This window comes from Sphingobium sp. B1D7B, assembly GCF_025961965.1.
GTDB lineage: Bacteria > Pseudomonadota > Alphaproteobacteria > Sphingomonadales > Sphingomonadaceae > Sphingobium.
The window spans coordinates 401,633-424,899 of the sequence record NZ_JAOQOR010000001.1; the positions used below are offsets into that span (position 1 = coordinate 401,633).

Here is a 23,267-nt window from a genome sequence, read left to right on the forward strand (position 1 = left end):
ACGGGATTTCCCAACTACCAACCGTCACCTGGAAACTCTAATTCCGTTCGCCCTGAGCTTGTCAAAGGGCTGTCCTGAGCGACTGCTTGCAGCAGTCGAAGGGGGCTGTCCTTCTTTCCGAACAAGATCGAAGAAAATACGGCCCTTCGACAGGCTCAGGGCGAACGGTCTATATTTAATCCTTATTCAGCCGCACCGCCACGCTGGCCGCGTGGGCCGGCAGCCCTTCCGCCTGCGCCAGCGCCAGCGCCGCAGGGCCGATGGTGCCAATGGCGCGCGCGTCGAGTTGGAGGAAGCTCGTGCGCTTCATGAAATCCAGCACGGAGAGGCCGGAGGAGAAGCGCGCGCGCCGCCCGGTCGGCAGCACATGGTTCGGCCCGGCGACATAATCGCCGATTGCCTCCGGCGTCATCCGGCCCATGAACACCGATCCCGCGTGGCGCACCTTGTCGAACAGCGGCTGCGGATCGTCCACGGCCAGTTCGAGATGCTCGGGCGCCAGCCGGTCGACCAGCGGCAGCGCGGCCTCAAGGTTCGGCACCAGGATGATCGCGCCATTGTTGGTCCAGCTCACCCGCGCGCGAGCGCCGGTCTCGAGCCGATTGAGCCAGTCCTCGACCGACGCGGCCACGGCTTTTGCAAAGGCCGCATCATCCGTGAGCAGGATCGACTGGCTGGTCTCGTCATGCTCGGACTGGCTGAGCAGATCGGCGGCGATCCATTCGGGATCATTCTTGCCGTCCGCGACGACCACGATCTCGCTCGGCCCCGCCACCATGTCGATGCCGACCACGCCGTAAACCTGCCTCTTGGCTTCCGCGACCCAGGCATTGCCAGGCCCGACGACGACGTCCACCGGCTTGATCCGCTCCGTGCCATAGGCCAGCGCCGCCACGGCCTGAGCGCCGCCAACCCGCCAGATTTCGCTGACGCCGGCGATGTGCGCCGCTGCCAGCACCGCCGGATTGAGTTGCCCGCCCGGCGTGGGCGACATCATCACGATGCGCTCGACACCAGCGACCTTGGCCGGGATCGCATTCATCAGCAGCGAGCTGGGATAGGCCGCCAGCCCGCCCGGCACATAAATGCCCGCCGCCTCCACAGCGTTCCACCGCGCGCCGAGCCGCACGCCGGCCTCGTCGGTCCAGCCGGCATCTTCCGGCTTCTGCTTCGCGTGATAGGTGGCGATCCGCTCGGCCGCGAGGTTGAGCGCATCGCGCAGCGGCGCATCGATCTGCGCATAGGCCTGCGCGCATTGCTCGGCACTGATCGACCAGCCCTGCGCATCGAGATCGAAGCGGTCGAACCGCGCGGTCAGGTCGGCCAGCGCTGCGTCGCCCTCGCCTCGCACGCGCCGGACGATATCGCGCACAGCCTGTGCGACATCCTCATCCGCCTCGCGCCGGGCGTTGACCAGCGCGTCGAACTGCACGGCGAACGCGGCGTCGCGGGCATCCAGCTCAAGCGGCACGGCTGGCCTCCACGGCAGCGCGGAAGCGCTCGACCATCGGCACCAGCTCGGCAGCGCGCATCTTCATCGCGGCGCGGTTGACGATCAGCCGCGCGGAAATGTCCATGATCTTTGCGGTTTCAGCGAGGCCATTGGCCTTCAGCGTCGCGCCGGACGAGACGAGATCGACGATCCGCCGCGCCAGCCCGAGCGAGGGCGCCAGTTCCATCGCGCCATTCAACTTCACGCACTCGGCCTGGATGCCCAGCGCCTCATAATGCGCGCGGGTGAGATGCGGATATTTGGTCGCGACGCGGACATGGCTGGCCGCGCCCAGCACCTCGGGCACGGCATCGGCCGGCTCGGCGATGGACAGGCGGCAATGGCCGATATCGAGGTCGACTGGCGCATACAGCTCGGAATAGCCGAACTCGGCGATCACATCCGATCCCACAATACCGACCTGCGCCGCACCATGCGCAACAAAGGTCGCGACATCGAACGCGCGCACGCGGATGATGGACAGGCCCTCGACATTGGTCGCGAACCGCAGCGCCCGGCTTTCCTTCTTATGGAACTCTGCCTCGGGCTCGATGCCCGTGCGCGCCAGCAGCGGCAGGGCCTCTTCGAGAATGCGTCCCTTGGGAATGGCGAATGTGATGGAGCGGCTCATAGCCGGCGCGCTTTAGGCCCTCACGCGCGAAACTGCAATTGCGGGCCGCATTCGCCCATCAAGGCAACGGATTGGCGCGCGAGGCATTGGTCAAGGAGACAAGAAGGAGACTGATGACATGGGTAAAGGCATCTTGCTGTGGCTGATCGGGATCCCGATTCCCATCATCATCCTGCTCTATTTGCTCTTCTGACCCGAAGACCGCGAAAGCGGACCGATGCCGGACAGGAAGCTCCGTTCGGCGTCGATCCGCCTTTTTCCTTGCGAAAGCATGCTGGCGCGCCAACGCGCGCCCCGCCTGTCCTCAATCCTCGAACGGATCGCGCACCAGGATCGTGTCCTCACGCTGTGGCGAGGTTGAGACGCTGGCGACCGGGCATTCGATCAGCTCTTCGATGCGGCGGATATATTTGATGGCCTGCGCCGGCAGGTCCGCCCAGGAGCGGGCGCCGACGGTGGTGCCTTCCCAGCCGTCCATCTCTTCATACACCGGCTCGACGGCGGCCTGATCGGCCGCGTGCGCGGGCAGATAATCGATGATTTCGCCATTCAGCCGGTAGCCGGTGCAGATCTTGATCGTCTCGAACCCGTCGAGCACGTCGATCTTGGTGAGGGCAATGCCCGTGACGCCCGAAAGCGCGCAGGTCTGGCGGACCAGCACCGCGTCGAACCAGCCGCAGCGGCGCTTGCGGGCCGTGACGGTGCCAAATTCATGGCCGCGCTGGCCGAGGCGCTCGCCGGTCTCGTCCACCAGCTCGGTGGGGAACGGCCCGGAGCCGACGCGGGTGGTGTAGGCCTTCACGATGCCGAGCACGAAGCCAGCCGCACTCGGCCCCATGCCGGAGCCCGAGGCGACCGTACCGCTCACCGTGTTGGAACTGGTGACGAACGGGTAGGTGCCGTGGTCCACGTCGAGCAGCACGCCCTGCGCGCCCTCGAACAGAATGCGCTTGCCGCCCTTGCGCACATCGCGCAGCCGCTTCCACACCGGCTCGGCGAACTGCAGCACGAACGGCGCGATCTCGCGCAGATCGGCGATCAGCTTGGCCCGGTCGATGGGCGGCTCGCCAAAGCCGGCGCGCAACGCGTCATGGTGGGCGGACAGCCGATCGAGCTGCGGCTCCAGCGAATCAAGATGAGCGAGATCGCAGACCCGGATCGCACGGCGACCGACCTTGTCCTCATAAGCCGGACCAATGCCACGGCCCGTGGTGCCGATCTTGCCCTTGCCGGCGGCCGTCTCGCGCAGGCCGTCAAGATCGCGGTGGATCGGCAGGATGAGCGGGCAATTGTCGGCGACGGCGAAATTGTCGCGCGTCACATGCACGCCCTGACCCTGCAGCTTCTCGATCTCTGCCTTGAGCGCCCAGGGATCGAGCACCACGCCATTGCCGATGATGGAGAGCGTACCCGTGACGATGCCCGAAGGCACGAGGCTGATCTTGTAGACCTGCTCGCCGACGACGAGCGTGTGCCCGGCATTGTGACCGCCCTGGAAGCGCACGACGCAATCGGCGCGGCTGGCCAGCCAATCGACAATCTTGCCTTTGCCTTCATCGCCCCACTGGGCGCCGATCACGGTTACATTTGCCATGGATACACGTCTCCGCCTGCCAGGCGGATCGCGACCACCCTTCGACAGGACTCGGTGGTCGGACTGGATCAAAGCGGGCGCGCCATCGCACCCGGTCCGGGGCGCCCGTTAGCCGCTCGATGGACCTTCCGTCAAGGCAGGTGCGGCGAGCAGGCATGTCAGGAGATGGGACCATTCACCAGCAGCAGACATCCGTTCATCGCATTGTAAGGCAGAGTTCCCGATCAAAAGGCCTGGCGTTTTTGAAAGTCAGGCTCATGATTCGCTTCCATTTACCTCGCGTCACGCTCATCGCCGCAATCGCGGCCACGGTCGGCGTCACCAGCCTGCCCGCCGATGCAAGCCTGCGCGATCGCATCCGCGAGCGCATGGCCGGGCGGATGCAGCAGGATATCGCTGCCGACAAGACGGTGGACGGGCGCGAAATGGCCTATGGGGGCGACCCGGCGCAGACCCTCGCCTTCTGGCCCGCTGTCGGGCAGAGGTCCGAGCCGGTGCCACTCGTCCTCTTCGTGCATGGCGGCGGATGGCAGCATGGCAACAAGACCAATGCCACCGGCCAGCGCAAGGTCGCGCATCTGACGGCGCAGGGCTATGCGCTCGCCTCCATCGACTACCGGCTGGTGCCGCAGGCGACGGTCGAGCAGCAAGCGGCGGATGCGGCCAGCGCCCTCGCCTATGTCATCGCCCACGCGGACAAGCTGAACATCGACCCCCGGCGGATCGTGCTGATGGGGCATAGCGCGGGCGCGCATCTCGTTGCTTTGGTAGGCACGGACCCGCGCTATCTGCGCGAGGCCGGTCTGGCACCAGATGCCGCCGCCGGCATCGTGGCGCTGGATGGCGCCGCATATGACGTGCCGGCCCAAATGAAGTCCGGACCGCGCATCATGGGCAAGACCTACACAGAGGCCTTCGGCAACGATCCGGCCCGGCAGCGGGCTCTCTCTCCGACGCTGCACGCCGCTGCGCCCAATGCGCCGGCCTTCCTCATCTTCCATATCGACCGCGAGGATGGCACCGCGCAGGCCCGCGCTCTGGCCGAGGCTCTGCGCAAGGCCGGAACGCCGGTGCAGATCGACCGGTTCGAGGGCAAAGGCCTGCAGGGCCACATGGAAATCAATCGCCAGCTGGGCGACCCGGATTATCCCGCCACGCCGGTGCTCGACAAGTGGCTCAAGGCGCTCTTCGCGCGCTGAGCGCGGCATAAGCCGGCGATAAGGGTCGCAATCGCGGTCGCGCCGGCCTATCATGCCCGCCCCAGCAAGAACGCCCCGGAGATAGACCCATGCGTGTTTTCCTGATCGGCCTGGCCACGCTCTCGCTCGCTGCCTGCGGCGGCGGCGCCAGCCAAGAGAATAGCGCAGGCGCAGCCAACAATGCCGCGCTGGCCAGCAATGCGATGGACAACGCCGCCAACGCGATCGACCATGTCGCGGCCATCGAAAATCTCTCCGAAACGCAGCAGCAGGCGGTCTTCCTGCGCGCCATTCGCGATGCCGATATTTCCTGCCGCGACGTCACGAAGGTCGAGCGGCTCGAGCCGGAAGGCGGCGTGCCCACCTGGCGCGCCCAGTGCGATCAGGGCGATGCTCATCTCATCATGGTCCAGCCGGACGGCAATGCGCAGGTCATGTCGCGCCCCACGCGCTGACCGCGCCCTCCCGGCAGGATCGTCAGCCAGGCCATTGCACTTTGCCGATGAGTCTCTAGCATCCTGAGCGGCCGGACAATCAAGCCGCAGGGGACGCGTCATCAGCCTGATATTGAGCGAGAGCAAGCGGCTGCGCATCGGCAGCATGATGACCTTCTATGTGGCGCAGGGGCTTCCGCTCGGGCTTTTCCTGACCGCGGTGGCAGCCTGGCTTGCCTCCAACCAGATGCCGCCTGCCGCCATCGCCTCGCTGGTGGCGACCGCCTATCTGCCATGGAGCTTCAAATTCATCGGTGCGGCGCTGATGGATCGTTATGCCTATCTGCCGATGGGGCGGCGGCGGGCCTGGCTGATCGGATCGCAGGCTGTCATCCTGATCGGCCTCACCGTCGCCGCGATTGCCGCACCGGGGCCGCAGGATCTCGGCCTCATCACCGTGCTCGGCGTGCTGATCTTCTCCGGCGGTGCCATTCAGGACGTGGCGGTCGATGGCCTCGCGGTCGATATCCTTCCGGATGAGGAACAGGGAACGGCCAGCGCCTTCATGTTCGGCGGACAGGCGCTGGGCATGGCCATTGGTGGCGCGATGGGGGGCTATCTGCTCCAGCATTATGGCGCCGCGATCGCCTTTGCCGCCTTCCTGCCCTTCAATGCCGGCTTCCTGCTGCTCGCTCTGGTGCTGCGCGAGCGGCCGGGCGAGAAGCTGCTGCCATGGACAAAAGGCCGGGCCTCGGCCGAGGCGCTGAGCGCCCACGGCCTGCCCTGGCTGCGCATCCTCGCCATCACCTTCCGCTCGATGATCAAGCGCGACAGTCTGGTGCTGCTCGCCGCCAGCGTGCTCGGCCGCGCGGTGGGCGGGGCATTCACTGCCTTCTGGCCGGTCTTCGCGACCACACAGGCGAATTTCAGCACCAGCAGCTATTCGGGGATGGTCGCCACGGTCGGCCTGTTGGTGTCGATCTCCTGCATGGGCGTCGGCTCCCTCCTCGTCGGGAAGATCGGGCCGCGCCGCGCGACCGTCATCACCTATGCCGGCTATGCGGTCATGTCGCTGGTCTTCCTGCTCTCGCCCGAGGTCGCGATGATCGGCACCGTCTTCGTGTTGCTCTCCATCGGGCGCGAGGCGACGGACATTCTGACGTCGATCAGTTCCAACCCGCTGCGGATGCGCCTGTCCGACAAGCGGGTCGGCGCCACCCAGTTCACCATCTATAATTCGCTGTCCAACCTGCCGGTCGCGCTGGGCGCCAGCCTTTATGCGTGGATCTACGGCGCGAGCGGCCTTGCATGGCTGATGGGCATCCTGATCGCGATGACAGTGCTGAGCTGCATCATCTTCGCCATGCTGCGCATCGGTGAAGTGGCTGACACGCCCGCCTCCAATGAGGACGACCTCATCCCGGTGATCAACTAACCGCCCACGGGCGTGCCGGCCAGATCGTCAGCCCGCCTCGTAGAATGTCCGGTAGGTATGCAGCACATGCACGCCGGTGACGATGCCGAAGCGGTTCATATACTCTTCCGCCTCGCGCGCCGCCTCGCGGAAATCATAGGTCGCGCCGATGGGCTTGGTGTGTCGGAGCGCCGTGCCGTCGACAACCCCGGTCTTCCAGCCTTTCTTCTCCGCAAGCACCGGCCATACCGGGTCCAACCCCCAGCCATATTTCAGCGAGGGAAAGGGAAAGACGATGTCGAACACTTCCCGGCGAAAGGCGACCAAAGGGCCGACCTCCGTAAAGTTCGTCTCGCGCACCAGCGCGCCCTTGCGCCGCCGCATGATGTCCCAGCCCCAATAAGAGTAGGCGCGTTGCGCGGGGCCACAGATCTTCAGCTCGGCATATTCGGCGAGCGTAAGGAAGGTGTCCATGAACTGGTCGGGCAGCTCGACATCATCGTCGGTCATCACCACCCAGTCGAATTCGCTAAGGTCATGCCGCGCTAGGAGGACATTGGTATTGTCCAGCTTGCCGAGATTATCGACGCCCTTGCTGTCAAAGGTGATGCGGTGTCGCTCGCTCTGCATCCGAGCATAGATTTCGCCCAGCGATTGCGGCGAGCGGTTCGACTGAACGCCAACCACGAGAACCCGCAAGCTCGGCATCGACTGGAAGTGCTGGGAAGCCCGAAAGCGGGCAATTTTGGGATCGATGGCGCGATCGTGGAAAACGTCCACCACCCGGCCTGAGAGATTCCTCGCGGTTCGACTCGCCCGACCCTTGATCCTTTTCAAAATTGCCATGAACGCACTCCCGCAAACCGTCACTCGCCCTACGACATGGGAGTTGACGTTTTATTCACGGCAAAGCGCACAGGATCGTCAGCCCGCCTCGTAAAATGTCCGGTAGGTATGCAGCACATGCACGCCGGTGACGATGCCGAAGCGGTTCATATACTCTTCCGCCTCGCGCGCCGCATCGCGGAAATCATAGGTCGCGCCGATGGGCTTGGTGTGCCGGAGCGCCGTCCCGTCGACGACCCCGGTCTTCCAGCCTTCCTTCTCCGCAAGCACCGGCCAGACGGTGTTGACGCCCCAACCATATTTCAGCGAGGGGAAGGGAAAGACGATGTCGAACACTTCGCGGCGGAAGGCGACCAGCGGACCGACCTCCGCAAAGTTCGTCTCGCGCACCAGCACGCCCTTGCGACGCCGCATGATCTCGCGACTCCAGTAAGAATATCCGCGCTGGGCGGGGCCGCAGATCTTGAGTTCGGCATATTCAGCAAGCGCGAGGAAGGTATCCATGAACTGGTCAGGCAGTTCGATATCGTCATCGGTCATCACCACCCAGTCGAATTCGCTAAGGTCATGCCGCGCTAGGAGGACGTTGGTGTTGTCCAGCTTGCCGAGATTATCGACGCCCTTGCTGTCGAAGGTGATGCGGTGGCGGTCGCTTTGCATCCGGCTATAGATTTCGCCAAGCGATTGCGGCGAGCGGTTCGATTGAACGCCGACCACGAGAACCCGCAAGCTCGGCATGGACTGGAAGTGCTCGGAAGCCCGAAAACGGGCGATTTTGGGATCGATCGCCCGATCGTGGAAAACATCCACCAACCGACCCGAAAGGTTCCTTGCGATCCGATTCGCCCGACCCTTGATCCTCTTCAAAATTGCCATGGACGCACTCCGCAAGCCGCCACTCACCTCTAAGCCATGGGAGTTGACGTTTTGTTTCACGGCAGGGCTCGCGGCCCTTATGCGATGGCCATCTCCGCGCCTTCCGTTTCCGCGATCCAGCCGCCGCCGAGCACCCGGTCGCCATCGTAGAGCACCGCCGCCTGACCCGGCGCCACGCCAAATTCTTCGCTCTCGAAGAGCAACCGGTCGCCATCCAGTCGGGCGGGAACGGGACGGGCCATGGACCGCACCTTTGCGCTCAAGCTTCCATGGAACGTCCCGCCGAGCCAGTTGATCTCGTCGAGCCGCGCGGCGCGCACGGCCAGTGCCGCCTTCGGCCCGACGATCACCCGGCGCTGCTCGGCATCCAGCCGCACGACATAGAGCGGTTCTGCGAGGCCGCCGATCTCCAGCCCACGCCGCTGGCCGACTGTATAATGGATCAGGCCCTTGTGCGGCCCCAGCACGCGGCCATCGATATGGACGATCTCCCCCGCATCATCGGCTTCGGGCCGGATTTTCCGCACCACGCCGGCATAGTCGCCATCCGGCACGAAGCAGATGTCCTGACTGTCCGGTTTGAGCGCAACCCCAAGCCCCAGTTCTGCCGCGATCTGCCGGACGACCGGCTTTTCCATGCCGCCGAGGGGAAAGCGCAGATAATCGAGCTGATCCTGCGTCGTTGCGAACAGAAAATAGCTCTGGTCTCGCGCGGGATCGACGGCGCGATGCAGCTCGGCGCCGGCCGGGCCTTCAACCCGCCGGACATAATGCCCGGTGGCCAAGCAATCGGCACCCAGATCGCGGGCCAGCGCGAACAGGTCGGTGAACTTAACGCCCATATTGCAGCGGACACACGGAATGGGCGTGCGGCCGGCCAGATACTCATCGGCGAAGCGGTCCATCACGCTTTCGCGGAAGCGGCTTTCATAATCGAAGACATAATGCGCGATGCCGAGCTTGTCTGCGACCGCCCGCGCATCGCGAATATCCTGCCCGGCGCAGCAGCTTCCCGTCCGCCCCACGGCGGCGCCATGATCGTATAGCTGCAGCGTGACGCCGATCGTTTCCGCGCCCGACCGTGCGGCCAGCGCCGCGACGACGCTGGAATCCACGCCGCCGGACATAGCAACGACGATGCGCTTGCCCTGCAGAGGCGTTGGAAGCTGAAAAAGTCCGTCCATTGGCACCATATAAGCGCATTGGGGCGCAGCGACCAGCACCCGCAACCGGTGACCAGCGAGTAAAGACCGTCCGTCGCGGTCTATGCACCGGTAATCTCACCTAACAACCTGTCACCACGGCCTTTACGAGCGCTTATCTTTTGGCTGCTAGCAGGGTGGCCATGGACATAAGTGCCAACCTCGATGATCAGGCCCTGCCTGTCGCCCTGGCAAGCGGACGCAACCCCCGGATTCCGGATCTGCGCCTGCTGCTCACGGTTCACGCCGCGCGCCAGGATACGACACCGACGGCCCGGGCCATTCGTGAAGCCGATCTTCCGGTCGTGCTTGCGGATGAGCCGTCACGGCTGAGCCTGATCTTTGCATCGGACACACCGAGCCCCGCAGCGCTGCGACGCGCGGCGGGATCGTTCAATGCATCCGTGGCGGCATTCATGGCGGTGGGGACCAATGGTGAAGGCGCCGTTCACTCTGGCGGTTAGCCGGAGTGAAAAGCTTTGGGGTCAACATCATGAGCAAGAAGACCGTGTCAGACCGATCCCCGTCGGTGAATGAGGAAAGAATGATCGAGAACCAGAAGATTCGCCCTGCTCAAGTCGTCGGCCCTCTCGGTGAGCCGCTGACGCTTGACTCGCTGCCGCCCCCGTCGACCACCCGCTGGGTGGTGCGTCGCAAGGCGGAAGTCGTGGCGGCCGTCAATGGCGGCCTGCTGACAGTGGACGAAGCCTGTGCGCGTTACGATCTGACGCTCGAGGAATTCGCCAGTTGGCAGCGCGCGGTGGACCGGTCCGGCATGCCGGGGCTGCGGGTCACACGGATCCAGCATTACAAGTCGCTTTACGAGCGCCAACAGCGCTTCTGAGGCAGCGCGGGGCCTAGCCCCCCGCGCTCAAAGAAACAGGCCCGCCCGAGCCATCGGCGCGGGCCTTTCTTTATGCGCGATTGTGGGACGACTTTGCTTTGAGGCGGCGCCAGCGGCGCCAAAGCCACGCGGCGGTCATCATAGCCAGTCCGGGCAGCCAGATCAGCAGCAGTTCGGAGTAGGCCGTCTCCAGCCCACGTGCCGAGAAGAAGCCCGCGCCGATCGGGGAGACGCGGATCGGCTGCCAGTCGAGGAACAGCCGCTGATGGTCGAACGGCCATAACAGCATCACGCCCTGCCCGCCGTCGGTCAGCATATCGAGCAGAGGATGGGACACTGCGCAGGCGAACAGAAAGGCAAAGGCCGCTGGACGTCGTGCGCGCGGCCAGACCAGCGCGATCAGGCCGACCACGCCGAATGCAAACGCCAGCGAATGGGTAAAGCCTCGATGCCCCCATTTGCTGGCATAGCCGATGCCGAGGGGAAAGCCGATCACATCGAGGTCCGGCAGGGCAGCGAGCGCACCCCCGATGATCGCAAGGGCTGGCGCAATCCGGCGCCGGCCCAGCGCACCGCCGGTGAATAGGGATATGGCGGCATGGCTGAAGATGGTCGGCATGTCGCCTCTCTGCGCGACTTTCGGCTGTCAGCCAACCGCCATCGTCGACGCTCAGTAGCCGACCGTCAGCCCCACGGACACATAACGGTCCCCGACATTGCCCTTCACGGCAACGCGGGGCAGCAGGGGCATGGCGACGGTGCCATAGACGCGCGGCTCCTCGCCGCTGATCCGCGCGCCGATGCCGATGCGCAGGGACATAGGGATCTGATAAGCCGCTTCCACCCGGCCATAGGCAGCCGTACCGCCATCGCGCAGATAAACCCCGGCGCCCGGCGTGAGGCTGAAGCCTGCAAAGTCCACCGCATAACCAGCGCCCAGTTCAGCACCCCAGCGCCCATTGGCGCGGGCATAATTGCCCTCCGCCCCCAGCCCTTCTGCCTGCGCGGGGACGGCAAGACCCGCAAGAAGAAGCCCCGTGCAAGAAATCAACGCGGTGCGAATGGTCATTGTCATGGGGAACTCCGGGAAACTGGCTTCGCGATCGGCTAGACGGGCAGTTCCGCAGCAGCAACGTTGCGGGGACGAACCGAGTCGCCGGCGCGACGGACAGACTCCGGCCCCCCCGCGAGCCATCGCGCACAGTTCCGCGCGAAAAGTGGCAAGGCTCCGGGCACCCTTTTGCGTTGCAACCGTAATGATAGCCGTTACGCCTCAGGGTTCCGATGGCGATTGAAACGGGGAAAGCATGATCGAAGCAGGCCGCCTACAGCCCCACCCTCGCGGACACGTCGAGGCGGGGGTCGCGGGGAGCGCGTCGGCATGAAGGGCAATTATTGGCGGGCTGCCAAGGCCGCGAAAGCCTGCGTGATCGTCGATGCGGAGGATTATTTCCGGTTCGCGCGGCAAGCCATGATCCGCGCCCGCAAGCGCATCATGCTGGTCGGCTGGGACTTCGACGCGCGGATCGAACTCGCGCACCGGGGAGAGGGGCAACCCGATGGACCGGAACCGACTACCATCGGCGATCTCATCTACTGGCTGGTCGAGACCAATCCCGAGCTCGAAGTCTATCTGCTACGCTGGGACCTCGGCGCCATTGGCTCGCTGTTCCGCGGCAAGACCATCTTCACCGTGGCCAAATGGGCCATCCATCCGCGCATCCATGTGAAGCTGGACGCTCATCACCCCACCGGCGGGTCGCATCATCAGAAGATCGTCGTGATCGACGATTGCTTCGCCTTTTGCGGCGGGATCGACATGACCGGCGACCGGTGGGACACGCGCGCCCATCGTGACGAGGAACCCGAGCGGCATCGCCCCGGCAAAGGGCCGGCCTACATGCCCTGGCACGATGCGACGACCGCGCTGCAGGGGCCGGCGGCGGCTGCGCTGGGCGAGCATTCGCGCGACCGCTGGAAGCGGGCGACCGGGCAGACCATTGCCGGCATCCGCAGCAAGCATGACGTCTGGCCGGAAGCGCTGCCCGTGCAATTCGAGGATGTGGAGGTTCTCATCGCCCGCACGGCACCCAAAATGCCGGATCAGCGCGAGGTAACCGAGATCGAGCAGCTCTATATCGAGCAGATCGGGCGCGCGAAGCGGTGGATCTATGCCGAAAGCCAGTATTTCGCCTCCCGCCGCATCGCCGAAGCCATGGCCCGGCGACTGGACGAGCCGGACGGGCCGGAGATCGTGATCGTCAATCCCGAAGCCGCGCAGGGCTGGCTCGAACCGCTGGCGATGGATACCGCGCGCGCCCGACTGGTGGCCGCGCTGCGGCGGCGGGACAAGCATGGCCGGTTCCGGCTCTACCATCCCGTCACCCGCGATCAGGAGCCGATCTACGTCCACGCCAAGGTGATGATCGTGGATGATATGATCCTGCGCGTCGGCTCATCCAACATGAATGCGCGGTCCCTGCGGCTCGATACGGAATGCGACGTGGCCGTGGACTGCTCCCGGCCGAGCAATACAGGATGCAGCGCCGCCATCGCGGAGGTTCGCAACGATCTGCTGGCCGAGCATCTCGATGCCAGTATCGCACAGGTCCAGAAAAAGCTGGCCGCCAGCGGATCGCTGATCGAGACGATCGACGCGCTCCGCTTCAAGGGTCGGAAAAATGCGAAGAGCCGCCGGCGCACGCTGGTGCCCTATGAGATTCCCGATCTCACAGGCGTCGAGGCCTGGCTGGCGGACAACCAGATCCTCGACCCGGAAGGACCGGACGACATGTTCGAAGCCCTCAGCAACCGCGGCCTGCTCCGCCGCCTCTCCGGCTGGCGCCGTAGCAGGGTCTGAGCCTCCCCAACGATCAAGCGGGTAGCGCGGCACAGCCTTATTGTCGGCCTCACCCGACTTGCTTCCGCGCGCGAAGGGTCTAAACCTGTAATCGATTGCGACGCCATTAGGGCAAGGAGAGGAACATGACAGGTTCGGGTGGAGAGGGCGCAAGTCGTCGGGCGCTTCTGCAAGGGCTTGTCGCCACCGGTGCCTTAGCCAGCGCGGCGCGACCGGCGCAGGCGAGTCCCGAAGCCGTCGGCGGGCGCGGTCCCATTTTTGCCGGCGCAGGCATGGCGGATGTCGAGACCGCTAACGGCCGGGTGCGCGGCTTCATGCGAGGCGGGATCACCATGTTTCGCGGTATCCCCTATGCCGACACGACCGGCGGCGCCAATCGCTTCCTCCCGCCCAAGCCAGCCAAGCCCTGGACCGGCGTGCGCAGCAGCCTCGCCTATGGGCCGATCTGCCCGCAGGACAAGGGCACAGGCCGCCAGAATGACGAAGAGGCCTTCATTTTCCAGTGGAATGACAGCTTCGACGGCGAGGATTGTCTGCGCATCAATATCTGGACGCCCGGCACGGACAATGCCCGACGACCGGTGATGGTCTGGCTCCACGGCGGCGGGTTTGTCGCCGGCTCCGGGCACGACGTCCCCGCCTTCGAGGGCTATAATCTCGCCCAGCGGGGCGACGTGGTGGTCGTCACGCTCAATCAACGTCTCAACCTGCTCGGTTTTCTCGACCTCTCCTCCGTGGACCCGGCCTATGCGCAGTCCGGCAATGTCGGCATGCTGGATATCGTCGCGGCGCTGCAATGGGTGAAGCGCAATATCGAGGTCTTTGGCGGCGATCCTGGTCGGGTCACGATCTTCGGCCAGTCCGGGGGCGGCGCCAAGGTTTCGACGTTGATGGCCATGCCCGCCGCGCGCGGCCTGTTTCACCGTGCGATTGTTCAGAGCGGGTCCTTTGCAAAGGCCACGCCCCACGCCCAGGCCCGTAAGCTGGGGCAACTCATGCTGGCGGAGTTGGGCATCGGCAAAACCGATCTGCGCGCCTTGCACTCCTCACCCTATGATCGCTTGCTGGCGGCGAGCTCGGCCATCTTCCGCCGGGAGAATCCGCCACTGCCCGAAGGCGGCTCCATGGAGGCTCGGACCCGCGGCCGCTACGGCTTTACCCCGGTAGTGGATGGCGCGGTGCTGCCCGCCAATCCCGACGCCCCGCAGTCCCTTGCGCTGTCGGCTGATGTGCCGCTGATCGTCGGCACGACCCTCAACGAGTTCACCACCGGGATCAACCAGCCGGACTTTTTCACGATGAGCGAGGCGGAGCTGCTGAACCGGGCTGATCGATACACGGGAGGGCGCGGCGCGGCGGTGGTGGCCGCGTTTCGTCGGACGACGCCGGAGGCCCTGTCCTGCGACATCTGGTCACGCATCGCCACCGCACCGATCCGCCAGACCGCCATCGATCAGGCGAGCGGCAAGGCCGCGCTGCGTCGCGCCCCGGCATGGCTTTACAGCTTTGATCGGAGCACGCCCGTGCTGGACGGGCGTCCGCGCGCCTTCCACTGCGCGGAAATCCCCTATGTCTTCGCCAATGCCGAACGATGTGCCAGCATGACCGGCGGCGATGCCGAGGCCCTCAAGCTGGAGGCCGAGATGGCCGATGCGTGGATTGCTTTCGCGCGGACGGGCAACCCCAATCATGGCGGGCTGGCGCAATGGGACCCTGTGGTGGGCCATGGCGCGCAGACCATGCGGTTCGACACCGTCTCGGCCATGCGAACCGGTTGGGACGAGGCCGAGCTCGGCGCGATGAAAGGCTGACGACCCACGCCCGATCGACGGTAAGGAAAAGGGGGCGACCTTGCGATCGCCCCCGTCTGTGCTCTCCGACCGGTGAGGGCCGGCAGACGCTGTGGATCAAGCTACGGCTTATTTCTCTGGCGTCGCCAGAGCGCGGCGCAGGGCTTCAATGCGGGCCTTGTTGAATTGCTTGGCCTGCGGCGAGTCCGGCGCCATGGCGTCAAAGCCGTGATAGGCGGAGGGCACGACGAGCAACTCGGTCGGCACGCCGGCCTCGGTCAGGCGACGGGCATAGTCGATGTCTTCGCTCACGAAGAGATCGACACCGCCGACAGCGATGAACGCGGGCGGCAGACCCTTGAGCGAAGCAGCGCGCGCCGGCACGGCGGTGGCCGGCACCTTGTTCGTGCCCGGCTGCTGGCCGAGGAACGCCTTCCAGCCGAGCTGGTTCTGCTGCGCGTCCCAGCCGACTGTGGCGATGTGCGGCGGCACCTTCACCACGCCGCCGGTGCGATCATCCAGCATCGGGTAGATCAGCACCTGGAAAGCAACCGGGATTTCGCCGCGGTCGCGCGCGGTCAGCGCCAGCAGCGCCGCATGGCCACCACCGGCGCTCTCGCCCATCACGGCGATCCGCTTGGGATCGAGGCCGAGCTTGGCGGCATTGTCATGCATCCAGCGCAGGCCGGCATAATTGTCTTCGATGGACCCGGCATAGGTCGTTTCCGGCGCGAGGCGATATTCGACGGAGACGATGACCACGTTCAGTTCCTTGGCCATCTCCTGCAGGCGACGCACGTCCGTGGCGGCCGTGCCGAGGATGTAGCCGCCGCCATGCGTGTGCAGGATGCCGCCGCGCCAGGCGCCTTCCTGCGCATTGATGACGTACAGCTTGACCTGCGGCGCGCCGGCCACGCCGGGGATCATCTGCTCGACGACCGGAACGTCGCGGTGATGCGGCGGCGGGGGCGGCCCCATGCGGCCCGACGTGCGCGAGGCGCGCACGCTTTCCTCGTTCATCGGCCCCATCAGGGTCGAATAATAGAGCGCCATGCGTGCAGCGCCGTGCAGTTCCGGCGCGACGGGCGCGAGCTTGGCTGCGTCCTCAGCGCTCAGCGGGGCCGCAGCGACGGCGGCGGGATCGGGCAGGGGCTGGGCGCTGGCCATGTGGGCCGGGCCGGTCGTGGCGAGCAGCGTCGCCACCAGCCAGGCCGAGGATCGGTTCAGAAACTTCATGAATGCGTCTCCTGTCGCATGAGTCAGATTAATGATCGCTGGCGCCGGCGGCGCCGATGCCGGTCTCGGACCGGATGCGCTGGGCGGTGTAGCCGGCCCGGTCCACCTGCGCCCGCGCGCTGCGGTCGAGCGTCGAGATCAGCCAGATGGTGAAGAAGGCCAGCGGCATCGACACCAATGTGGGCGAGGCGAGCGGGAAGATGGCGTGCGCGGCGCCAAGCTGGCCAACCCAGATCACCGGCGAGAGGATCGTCAACGCCAGCGCGGTCAGCGTGCCGATGGCCGATCCCCAGGCGACGCCGCGCGTCGTGCAATCCTTCCACAGGATGGAGAGCAAGAGGGCAGGGAAATTGCCCGAGGCAGCCACGGCGAAAGCCAGGCTCACCATGAACGCCACATTCTGCTTTTCGAACGCGATCCCCAACCCCACCGCGATCAGGGCCAGCACCAGCACGGTGATCCGCGACAGGCGCAGCTCGGTCGCCTGGTCGACATTGCCCTTGCGGATGACCGAGGCGTAGAGATCATGCGCGATCGTCGAGGCGCCGGAAAGGGTGAGCCCGGCCACCACTGCCAATATGGTGGCGAAGGCGACCGCCGAGACGAAGCCCATGAACACCTCGCCGCCCACCGCGTCCGCGAGATGGACGGCAGCCATGTTGCTGCCCCCGCGCAGCCCGCCGCTCAAGGCATCGAAATAGGCCGGGTTGCTGCCGACGAACACGATCGCGCCAAAGCCGATGATGAAGGTAAGCACATAGAAATAGCCGATCCAGCCCGTCGCCCACAGCACGGAGGCGCGCGCGGTGCGGGCATCGCGCACCGTGAAGAAGCGCATGAGGATGTGGGGGAGGCCGGCGGTGCCGAACATCAGTGCCATGCCGAGCGAGATCGCGGACAGCGGGTCCTTGATAAAGCCGCCGGGTGCGAGAATGCCCCGCGCGCTCGCCGCCGCTGCATCGGCGCTGGCGCCTGCGGCCAGCGCGATCGCCTGCTTGGCGGCGACGGCCTGCTCGAACAGCGTGTCCAGCGAGAAGCCGACCCGATACAACACGGCAAGCGACATGAAGGTGGCGCAGCCGAGCAGCATGACCGCCTTGATGATCTGCACCCAGGTCGTCGCGATCATCCCGCCAAACAGCACATAAGCGGTGATCGCGAGGCCGATGATCCCGACCGCATAAGGATAGGGAATGCCGAACAGCAGCTGGATGAGCTGCCCCGCGCCGACCATCTGGGCGATCAGGTAAAAGAGCACGACGGTGAGCGAACTGAAGGCGGACGAAATCCGCACTGGCGTCTGCGCGAAGCGGAACGCGACGGCATCGACAAAGGTGTAGCGCCCGAGATTGCGCAACCGCTCGGCGAGCAGGAACAGGATGATCGGCCAGCCGACCAGAAAGCCTGTGGAGTAGATCAGCCCATCATAGCCATCGGCATAAATCTGCGCGGAGATGCCGAGGAACGAGGCGGCGGACATATAATCGCCAGCAATGGCCAGGCCATTTTGCCGACCGCTGATGCCCCCACCGGCCGTATAGAAATCGCTCGTCGTGCGCGTCCGCCGGGCGGCCCAGGCCGTAACGCCCAATGTGACGATGATGAACAGGCCGAAGGTGACCACGGCCGGCATGTTAGGGCCGGCATTGCCCAGTGTCGCCGCGCGGGCGATGCCGGGCATCAACGCGCCGATGGTCACCATAAGGACGAGCGCCGCCCAGCGCGAACCGCTCACAGGCGATGCTCCGCGCGCAGCGCATCCAGCTCGGCATCGAACCGGCGGTTGGCGATCCAGACATACAGGCCGGTCAGCGCGATGCCCGAGAGGATCACCGCCATGCCCAAAGGCACGCCGATGGTCGTGGTCATGCCCGGCAGCGGCTGGCCGAGAATGGTGCGCCCGAAAGCCACGAGAAGGATGAAGCCGAAGAAGATCGCCATCATCACGCCGCTCAGAATCCAGCCAAGGCGCCCCCGGGCGTGGACGAGAGCCTGATAATGCGGATCGCGACTGATGGCCGCAAGTTCATGATCGCCATCCAGATCCATCAGCCACTCCCCTCGCCCGCCGCATTTATGTGCGACAGGCTATTGTCCATCGATTGCAAGTCAATCCCTCATCCGGCGGCTGGGGACTTTATCCGCATGGGTCGCCCAACTCTGCCCGGCCAGGTGTGCAGGATGGCCGGGCAGAGGGTTCGGGCGACCCGAACTCGTAGGTCCGAAAGCAATTTTGCAATCGATTGCCATTCAATACACGGGAGGTTCGGCTGTGACAAGCGTGGGTTGGAATCGGCGATGGGGCGAATTTTTATAGGAAGGTTTGCGATACGTTCGCCGGGCGATATGAGCCTCCGCTTCATCAACCGCCCTCTTTCAGGCTGATGAACCCATCTGCCCCAGAATTTCGACGGCGCGTTCGTCAGGGCTGTCAAATCAGCGCTCGATCGCGGCACGGAAAATCGGCCTGTCCTCAGCGCTGTTAAACAGCGTCAGTGATGACCTGAGCTTGATCGCGTCGATGGCGCCAAAGACCTGCTCAGCGCTGGAGCCATGCAGCTCCTGTAATGCGATGACGCATTCCTCATAGCGCGGGCCGAGGACCGGATGCGCCAGATAGGCTTTGGCTTCGGCGCGCGAGCGGATCGCGAAGTGCTGCGCCGTGGGGCTGGTCCCCAGGCCCGCAATCTGCGGAAAGATGAACCACATCCAGTGCGTTCGTTTTGCACCGCTGCGGATTTCCGCCAGGGCCTGCGCGTAGCGTCCCTGCTGGGCGTCGACAAATCGGTTCAGATCGAATGGATCGCTGGTCATCCCGCACATTGGCAGTGGGAGCCTGTAAAGCCAACCTATCCCGAGCGGTGCCGAACAGGCCGGGAAGTGCCGCGCCTGTCTGCCACCCACGATAATTTGGAAGCCAATTGGCGGCTGCTGCGTTCGGCCAGCATGGGATTATCCAATCAGCAGGTGCGAAGGACGACGATGCCATGGATCGATCGGAGGAGTGGCACGTCTCTCGACGCGGCGTGCTGGTTGGCGGCTCGGCCACGGCGGCGACCATGAGCCTGAACAACGCCGATGCTCGGCAGCCCTTGCCGCAACCACGCGAAGCGATGGTCGAGGTTACCCTGAGCGTGAATGGTCAGCCGCACAGGTTCAAAACCGATACGCGCACCACCTTGCTCGATGCGCTGCGCGAAGAGCTCAAACTCACCGGCACGAAGAAAGGCTGCGATCATGGCCAGTGCGGCGCCTGCACCGTGCTGGTCGACGGTGTCCGGATCAACAGCTGCCTGACGCTCGCGGTGATGCATGATGGCGACAAGGTCACCACCATCGAAGGGCTGGGCACGCCGGAGCAGCTCCACCCGATGCAACGCGCCTTCGTGAAGCATGATGGCTATCAGTGCGGTTATTGCACGCCGGGCCAGATCTGCTCTGCGGTCGCCATGCTGGATGAGATTGCCGCGGGCGTGCCGAGCCACGTCACCGATGATCTGTCGGCCAAGCCGCAACTCAGCAACGCGGAACTGCGCGAGCGGATGAGCGGCAATATCTGCCGCTGCGGCGCCTATTCCAACATTGCCGAGGCGATTACCGAAGTCGCGGAGGCCAAGGCATGAGGCCGTTCACTTATGAGCGCGCGACCTCGCCCGCTCAGGCCGCGACGGCCGTCTTGAGCCACCAGGGCGCCCGCTTCATTGCCGGCGGCACGAACCTGCTGGACCTCATGAAGCTGCAGATCGAAACGCCGACCCATCTGGTCGATGTCCAGGATCTGAAGCTCGATCAGATCACGCAAGAGCCCGATGGCGGCCTGCGAATCGGCGCGCTCGTCACCAATACGGCACTCGCGGCGGATCGGCGCGTGCGCAGCGATTATGCTGTCCTGAGCCGGGCCATTCTGGCCGGCGCGTCCGGGCAGCTCCGGAACAAGGCGACCACCGGCGGCAATCTTCTGCAACGGACCCGCTGTCCCTATTTCTACGATACCAACCAACCCTGCAACAAACGTCAGCCGGGGACCGGCTGCGCGGCCATTGAGGGCGCCTCCCGCCAGTTGGCGGTGATTGGCGGCAGCGCTGCCTGTATCGCGACGAACCCCAGCGACATGGCGGTTGCGATGCGGCTGCTGGATGCGCGCGTGGAGACGGTCGATGCACAGGGCAATATCCGGTCGATCGACATTGCCGACTTTCACAAATTGCCCGGTGAGACGCCCCACGTGGAAACCGCGTTGGCGCCCGGCGAACTGATCACGGCCGTGCTGCTGCCCAAGCCGATTGGCGGCCAGCATGTCTATCACAAGGTGCGTGATCGGGCCTCTTATGCCTTTGCGCTCGTGTCGGTGGCGGCGATCCTCCAGCCGGATGGCTCTGGCCGTGTTGCGGTGGGCGGGATCGCGCCCAAGCCCTGGCGCACGGACGCTGCGGATGCCGCGCTTCCGCAAGGGGCGGAGGCAGTGGCCCGGCACCTCCTCGCCGGCGCCGCGCCGACCAGGGACAATGCATTCAAGATCGAGCTGGTCGAGCGGACGCTTGCCGGCATCTTGCACGACGCGAAGGGTTGATGCCGTGAAGTTCGATGCCCCTGCCACCCAGAACCCGATCGATCAGCTCAAGGTCGTCGGCAAGTCCACCGATCGCATCGACGGGCCGCTCAAGACAACGGGGCGCGCACCCTATGCCTATGAGCGGCATGATGTCGCCGCGAACCAGGCCTATGGTTTCGTCGTCGGCGCGGCCATCGCCAGGGGGACGATCCGGTCGTTCGATCTGGTCGACGCCAAGGCCGCGCCTGGCGTGCTCTCGATCATCACCACGTTGGACCATAAGCCGCTGCCGCTCGGCGGCCAGAACACCGCCAATCTATTCGGCGGGGCGAAGATCCAGCATTATCATCAGGCGATCGCGCTGGTGGTCGCCGAGACGTTCGAGCAGGCCCGCGCGGCCGCGTCGCTGATTCAGGTCGATTATGTCCGGGAGGATGGCAAATTCGATCTCCAGCGTGAGGCGCCTCGGGCCGAGCCCGTTCCGGACGAGGACGAGACCAATAAAGCCGGCGATTTCGCAGCCAGCTACGCCAAGGCTGAGGTCAAACTCGACCAGCGCTACAGCACGCCGGACGAGAGCCACGCGATGATGGAGCCGCACGCCACCATCGCCGCATGGGAGGGCGAGAAGCTCACCGTCTGGACGTCGAACCAGATGATTGCCTGGGGCAAGCGCGATCTTGCCAAGGCCCTATCGCTCAAGCCCGAGCAGGTGCGGCTCGATTCCCCCTATGTCGGGGGCGGCTTTGGCGGAAAATTGTTTCTGCGCTCCGATGTCGTGCTTGCGGCGCTGGGGGCCAAGACGGTTGGGCGGCCGGTGAAAGTCGCCCTCACGCGCCCGCTCATCATCAATAACACGACCCATCGGCCCGCGACCCTGCAGCATATCCGGATCGGCGCGAACAAGGATGGGCGCATTCTCGCGATCTCGCATGAGAGCATTTCGGGAAATCTGCCGGATGGCGAACCGGAGACCGCCGTCCAGCAAACCAAGCTTTTCTACGCGGGGGAAAGCCGGGAAGTCGCCATGAAACTGGCGCAGCTCGATCTGCCGGAAGGCAACGCAATGCGCGCGCCTGGCGAAGCGCCGGGGCTGATGGCGCTGGAGATCGCCATGGATGAAATGGCCGAGAAGCTGGGGATGGACCCGGTGGAATTTCGTATCCTGAACGATACGCAGGTCGATCCGATGAAGCCCGAGCGTCCCTTTTCGGCGCGTCATTTCGTCGAGTGCCTCAGGACCGGCGCGGAGCACTTCGGATGGCACAAGCGCAAGACGGCCCCCGGCTCCGTGCGTGAGGGCCGCTGGCTCATCGGCATGGGCGTGGCCGGCGGCTTTCGTAACAATCAGCTGACCAAATCCGCGGCACGGGTCCGGCTGTCGGGCGACGGTAAGGTCACCGTCGAGACCGATATGACCGATATCGGCACCGGCACCTACACGATCATCGCACAGACCGCCGCCGAGATGATGGGCGTGGATCTGGGCGACGTCATCGTGAAATTGGGCGACTCTGATTTCCCCGCCGCAGCGGGCTCCGGCGGCCAATGGGGCGCCGCCAACTCGACGGCTGGCGTCTATGCCGCCTGCATCAAGATGCGCGACCAGGTGGCGGCGCGCTTGGGGCTGAACAATGCCGATGTGACGTTTGCCGACGGCGAGGTCCGCTCGGGCGATCGCGCCGTGCCCTTGCGCGACGCCGCGCGCGATGGGGAACTCGTCGCCGAGGATGGCATCGACTATGCCGACGACTTTTCCGACCGGGCGCAACAATCCACCTTCGCTGGTCATTTCGTGGAGGTCGGGGTCGACGCCTTCACGGGCGAAACCCGCATCAGGCGAATGCTCGCCGTGTGCGATGCTGGACGCATCCTCAACCCCAAGTCAGCGCGAAGCCAAGTGATCGGCGCCATGACCATGGGCGCAGGCGCGGCACTGATGGAGGAACTCGTGGTCGACAAGCGGTTCGGCTTCTTCGTCAATCACGACCTCGCGGGTTATGAGGTCCCGGTCCATGCAGACATCCCGCATCAGGACGTCATCTTCCTCGATACCACCGACCCTTGGTCCACGCCGATGAAGGCGAAAGGCGTTGGGGAACTGGGGATTTGCGGCGTGGGAGCCGCGGTCGCCAACGCCATCTACAATGCCACCGGCGTGCGGCTGCGCGATTATCCGATGACCTTGGACAAGCATCTCTCGCGCTTACCGAAGGCGGTTTAGGCGGACGCGAATGAGGTTTAGTGGAGCAGCGCTGGACGGCCTGAGTTGAGCGCGACGAAGAAATGTCGCGGCG

The 23,267-nt window shown here is 65.1% G+C and carries 22 protein-coding genes; 10 read left to right on the forward strand and 12 right to left on the reverse strand.

Annotation, left to right across the window (positions count from 1 at the left end):
• Positions 1–175 precede the first annotated feature (175 nt).
• From hisD to M2336_RS01835, 3 genes are all read right to left on the reverse strand, one after another.
• Positions 176–1,471 (reverse strand): histidinol dehydrogenase, encoded by a 1,296-nt coding sequence (gene hisD, locus M2336_RS01825; protein ID WP_264573752.1) that lies wholly within the window; start codon positions 1,469–1,471, stop codon positions 176–178.
• The gene (hisG, locus tag M2336_RS01830) at positions 1,461–2,123 is read right to left on the reverse strand and encodes an ATP phosphoribosyltransferase (RefSeq protein WP_264573753.1); all 663 of its coding nucleotides are present in this window, start codon (positions 2,121–2,123) and stop codon (positions 1,461–1,463) included. The genes hisD and hisG overlap by 11 nt, the downstream gene beginning before the upstream one ends.
• A gap of 304 nt (positions 2,124–2,427) precedes the next feature.
• Complete coding sequence (locus M2336_RS01835) at positions 2,428–3,717, reverse strand: adenylosuccinate synthase (RefSeq protein ID WP_264573754.1); 1,290 nt, start codon at positions 3,715–3,717, stop codon at positions 2,428–2,430.
• 368 nt (positions 3,718–4,085) lie between these two features.
• Between M2336_RS01835 and M2336_RS01840 the strand changes: the two genes are divergently transcribed.
• The 3 genes from M2336_RS01840 (at position 4,086) to M2336_RS01850 (ending at position 6,785) form a co-directional block, all read left to right on the forward strand.
• Complete coding sequence (locus tag M2336_RS01840; RefSeq protein WP_264574932.1) at positions 4,086–4,916, forward strand: alpha/beta hydrolase; 831 nt, start codon at positions 4,086–4,088, stop codon at positions 4,914–4,916.
• An 89-nt stretch (positions 4,917–5,005) separates the two neighbouring features.
• Positions 5,006–5,371, forward strand: a complete 366-nt coding sequence (locus M2336_RS01845) for a hypothetical protein (RefSeq protein WP_264573755.1) — start codon at positions 5,006–5,008, stop codon at positions 5,369–5,371.
• Between the two features lie 112 nt (positions 5,372–5,483).
• Positions 5,484–6,785 (forward strand): MFS transporter, encoded by a 1,302-nt coding sequence (locus M2336_RS01850; RefSeq protein WP_264573756.1) that lies wholly within the window; start codon positions 5,484–5,486, stop codon positions 6,783–6,785.
• Between the two features lie 27 nt (positions 6,786–6,812).
• Here M2336_RS01850 and M2336_RS01855 read toward each other — a convergent pair whose 3' ends face one another.
• From M2336_RS01855 to mnmA, 3 genes are all read right to left on the reverse strand, one after another.
• Positions 6,813–7,544, reverse strand: coding sequence for a hypothetical protein (locus tag M2336_RS01855; RefSeq protein WP_264573757.1), 732 nt, complete (start codon positions 7,542–7,544; stop codon positions 6,813–6,815).
• Between the two features lie 144 nt (positions 7,545–7,688).
• Entirely contained in the window at positions 7,689–8,420 is a 732-nt protein-coding gene (locus M2336_RS01860) for a hypothetical protein (RefSeq protein WP_264573758.1), read from the reverse strand.
• A gap of 143 nt (positions 8,421–8,563) precedes the next feature.
• Positions 8,564–9,670: a tRNA 2-thiouridine(34) synthase MnmA gene (gene mnmA / locus M2336_RS01865; RefSeq protein WP_264573759.1), complete on the reverse strand. Its 1,107-nt coding sequence runs from the start codon at positions 9,668–9,670 to the stop codon at positions 8,564–8,566.
• Positions 9,671–9,831: 161 nt separating this feature from the next.
• Here mnmA and M2336_RS01870 point away from each other — a divergent pair, with 161 nt between their 5' ends.
• Both M2336_RS01870 and M2336_RS01875 read left to right on the forward strand, forming a co-directional pair.
• Positions 9,832–10,152 (forward strand): hypothetical protein, encoded by a 321-nt coding sequence (locus M2336_RS01870; RefSeq protein WP_264573760.1) that lies wholly within the window; start codon positions 9,832–9,834, stop codon positions 10,150–10,152.
• 80 nt (positions 10,153–10,232) lie between these two features.
• Positions 10,233–10,532 (forward strand): DUF1153 domain-containing protein, encoded by a 300-nt coding sequence (locus M2336_RS01875; RefSeq protein WP_181561284.1) that lies wholly within the window; start codon positions 10,233–10,235, stop codon positions 10,530–10,532.
• A 70-nt stretch (positions 10,533–10,602) separates the two neighbouring features.
• On the opposite strand, the gene M2336_RS01880 is transcribed toward M2336_RS01875, so the two are convergent.
• On the reverse strand, positions 10,603–11,151 hold the full coding sequence (locus M2336_RS01880; RefSeq protein ID WP_264571885.1) for a metal-dependent hydrolase: 549 nt from the start codon (positions 11,149–11,151) through the stop codon (positions 10,603–10,605).
• Positions 11,152–11,202: 51 nt separating this feature from the next.
• Positions 11,203–11,607 carry a hypothetical protein gene (locus tag M2336_RS01885; RefSeq protein ID WP_413715950.1) on the reverse strand — a complete coding sequence of 135 codons (405 nt, stop codon included), beginning with the start codon at positions 11,605–11,607 and terminating at the stop codon, positions 11,203–11,205.
• A gap of 306 nt (positions 11,608–11,913) precedes the next feature.
• On the opposite strand from M2336_RS01885, the gene M2336_RS01890 reads away from it, so the two are divergent.
• Positions 11,914–13,392, forward strand: a complete 1,479-nt coding sequence (locus M2336_RS01890; protein ID WP_264573761.1) for a phospholipase D-like domain-containing protein — start codon at positions 11,914–11,916, stop codon at positions 13,390–13,392.
• A 125-nt stretch (positions 13,393–13,517) separates the two neighbouring features.
• Positions 13,518–15,203, forward strand: coding sequence for a carboxylesterase/lipase family protein (locus M2336_RS01895; RefSeq protein ID WP_264573762.1), 1,686 nt, complete (start codon positions 13,518–13,520; stop codon positions 15,201–15,203).
• Between the two features lie 108 nt (positions 15,204–15,311).
• Here the strand turns inward: M2336_RS01895 and M2336_RS01900 are convergent, their stop codons facing one another.
• The 4 genes from M2336_RS01900 to M2336_RS01915 all read right to left on the reverse strand — a co-directional run bounded on the left by M2336_RS01900 (position 15,312) and on the right by M2336_RS01915 (position 19,232).
• Complete coding sequence (locus tag M2336_RS01900) at positions 15,312–16,418, reverse strand: alpha/beta hydrolase (protein WP_264573763.1); 1,107 nt, start codon at positions 16,416–16,418, stop codon at positions 15,312–15,314.
• Between the two features lie 28 nt (positions 16,419–16,446).
• A complete protein-coding gene (gene actP, locus M2336_RS01905) occupies positions 16,447–18,153 on the reverse strand; it encodes a cation/acetate symporter ActP (RefSeq protein WP_264573764.1) in 1,707 nt (568 codons plus the stop codon).
• On the reverse strand, positions 18,150–18,467 hold the full coding sequence (locus M2336_RS01910) for a DUF485 domain-containing protein (protein ID WP_264573765.1): 318 nt from the start codon (positions 18,465–18,467) through the stop codon (positions 18,150–18,152). Before M2336_RS01910 ends, actP begins: the two co-directional genes overlap by 4 nt.
• Before the next feature lie 387 nt (positions 18,468–18,854).
• Entirely contained in the window at positions 18,855–19,232 is a 378-nt protein-coding gene (locus M2336_RS01915) for a DUF1810 domain-containing protein (protein WP_264573766.1), read from the reverse strand.
• Positions 19,233–19,405: 173 nt separating this feature from the next.
• Here M2336_RS01915 and paoA point away from each other — a divergent pair, with 173 nt between their 5' ends.
• Genes paoA through paoC form a run of 3 tightly spaced genes read left to right on the forward strand, consistent with a single transcriptional unit; the run spans position 19,406 to position 23,194 of the window.
• Positions 19,406–20,041 (forward strand): aldehyde dehydrogenase iron-sulfur subunit PaoA, encoded by a 636-nt coding sequence (gene paoA / locus M2336_RS01920; protein ID WP_264573767.1) that lies wholly within the window; start codon positions 19,406–19,408, stop codon positions 20,039–20,041.
• The gene (locus M2336_RS01925; protein ID WP_264573768.1) at positions 20,038–20,988 is read left to right on the forward strand and encodes an FAD binding domain-containing protein; all 951 of its coding nucleotides are present in this window, start codon (positions 20,038–20,040) and stop codon (positions 20,986–20,988) included. Before paoA ends, M2336_RS01925 begins: the two co-directional genes overlap by 4 nt.
• A gap of 4 nt (positions 20,989–20,992) precedes the next feature.
• A complete protein-coding gene (paoC, locus tag M2336_RS01930) occupies positions 20,993–23,194 on the forward strand; it encodes an aldehyde oxidoreductase molybdenum-binding subunit PaoC (protein WP_264573769.1) in 2,202 nt (733 codons plus the stop codon).
• The last annotated feature ends 73 nt before the right edge of the window (positions 23,195–23,267 follow it).

What these genes read in the sequence shown, in the direction of transcription:
- M2336_RS01875 (WP_181561284.1), top strand. Translation starts at nt 10,233, where the DNA reads ATGATCGAGAACCAGAAGATTCGCCCTGCTCAAGTCGTCGGCCCTCTC.
- M2336_RS01900 (WP_264573763.1), bottom strand. Translation starts at nt 16,418, where the DNA reads ATGAAGTTTCTGAACCGATCCTCGGCCTGGCTGGTGGCGACGCTGCTC.
- M2336_RS01895 (WP_264573762.1), top strand. Translation starts at nt 13,518, where the DNA reads ATGACAGGTTCGGGTGGAGAGGGCGCAAGTCGTCGGGCGCTTCTGCAA.
- M2336_RS01845 (WP_264573755.1), top strand. Translation starts at nt 5,006, where the DNA reads ATGCGTGTTTTCCTGATCGGCCTGGCCACGCTCTCGCTCGCTGCCTGC.
- paoA (WP_264573767.1), top strand. Translation starts at nt 19,406, where the DNA reads ATGGATCGATCGGAGGAGTGGCACGTCTCTCGACGCGGCGTGCTGGTT.
- M2336_RS01835 (WP_264573754.1), bottom strand. Translation starts at nt 3,717, where the DNA reads ATGGCAAATGTAACCGTGATCGGCGCCCAGTGGGGCGATGAAGGCAAA.
- M2336_RS01840 (WP_264574932.1), top strand. Translation starts at nt 4,086, where the DNA reads ATGGCCGGGCGGATGCAGCAGGATATCGCTGCCGACAAGACGGTGGAC.
- M2336_RS01890 (WP_264573761.1), top strand. Translation starts at nt 11,914, where the DNA reads ATGAAGGGCAATTATTGGCGGGCTGCCAAGGCCGCGAAAGCCTGCGTG.
- M2336_RS01925 (WP_264573768.1), top strand. Translation starts at nt 20,038, where the DNA reads ATGAGGCCGTTCACTTATGAGCGCGCGACCTCGCCCGCTCAGGCCGCG.
- M2336_RS01915 (WP_264573766.1), bottom strand. Translation starts at nt 19,232, where the DNA reads ATGACCAGCGATCCATTCGATCTGAACCGATTTGTCGACGCCCAGCAG.
- hisG (WP_264573753.1), bottom strand. Translation starts at nt 2,123, where the DNA reads ATGAGCCGCTCCATCACATTCGCCATTCCCAAGGGACGCATTCTCGAA.
- mnmA (WP_264573759.1), bottom strand. Translation starts at nt 9,670, where the DNA reads ATGGACGGACTTTTTCAGCTTCCAACGCCTCTGCAGGGCAAGCGCATC.
- M2336_RS01880 (WP_264571885.1), bottom strand. Translation starts at nt 11,151, where the DNA reads ATGCCGACCATCTTCAGCCATGCCGCCATATCCCTATTCACCGGCGGT.
- M2336_RS01870 (WP_264573760.1), top strand. Translation starts at nt 9,832, where the DNA reads ATGGACATAAGTGCCAACCTCGATGATCAGGCCCTGCCTGTCGCCCTG.
- M2336_RS01910 (WP_264573765.1), bottom strand. Translation starts at nt 18,467, where the DNA reads ATGGATCTGGATGGCGATCATGAACTTGCGGCCATCAGTCGCGATCCG.
- M2336_RS01885 (WP_413715950.1), bottom strand. Translation starts at nt 11,607, where the DNA reads ATGACAATGACCATTCGCACCGCGTTGATTTCTTGCACGGGGCTTCTT.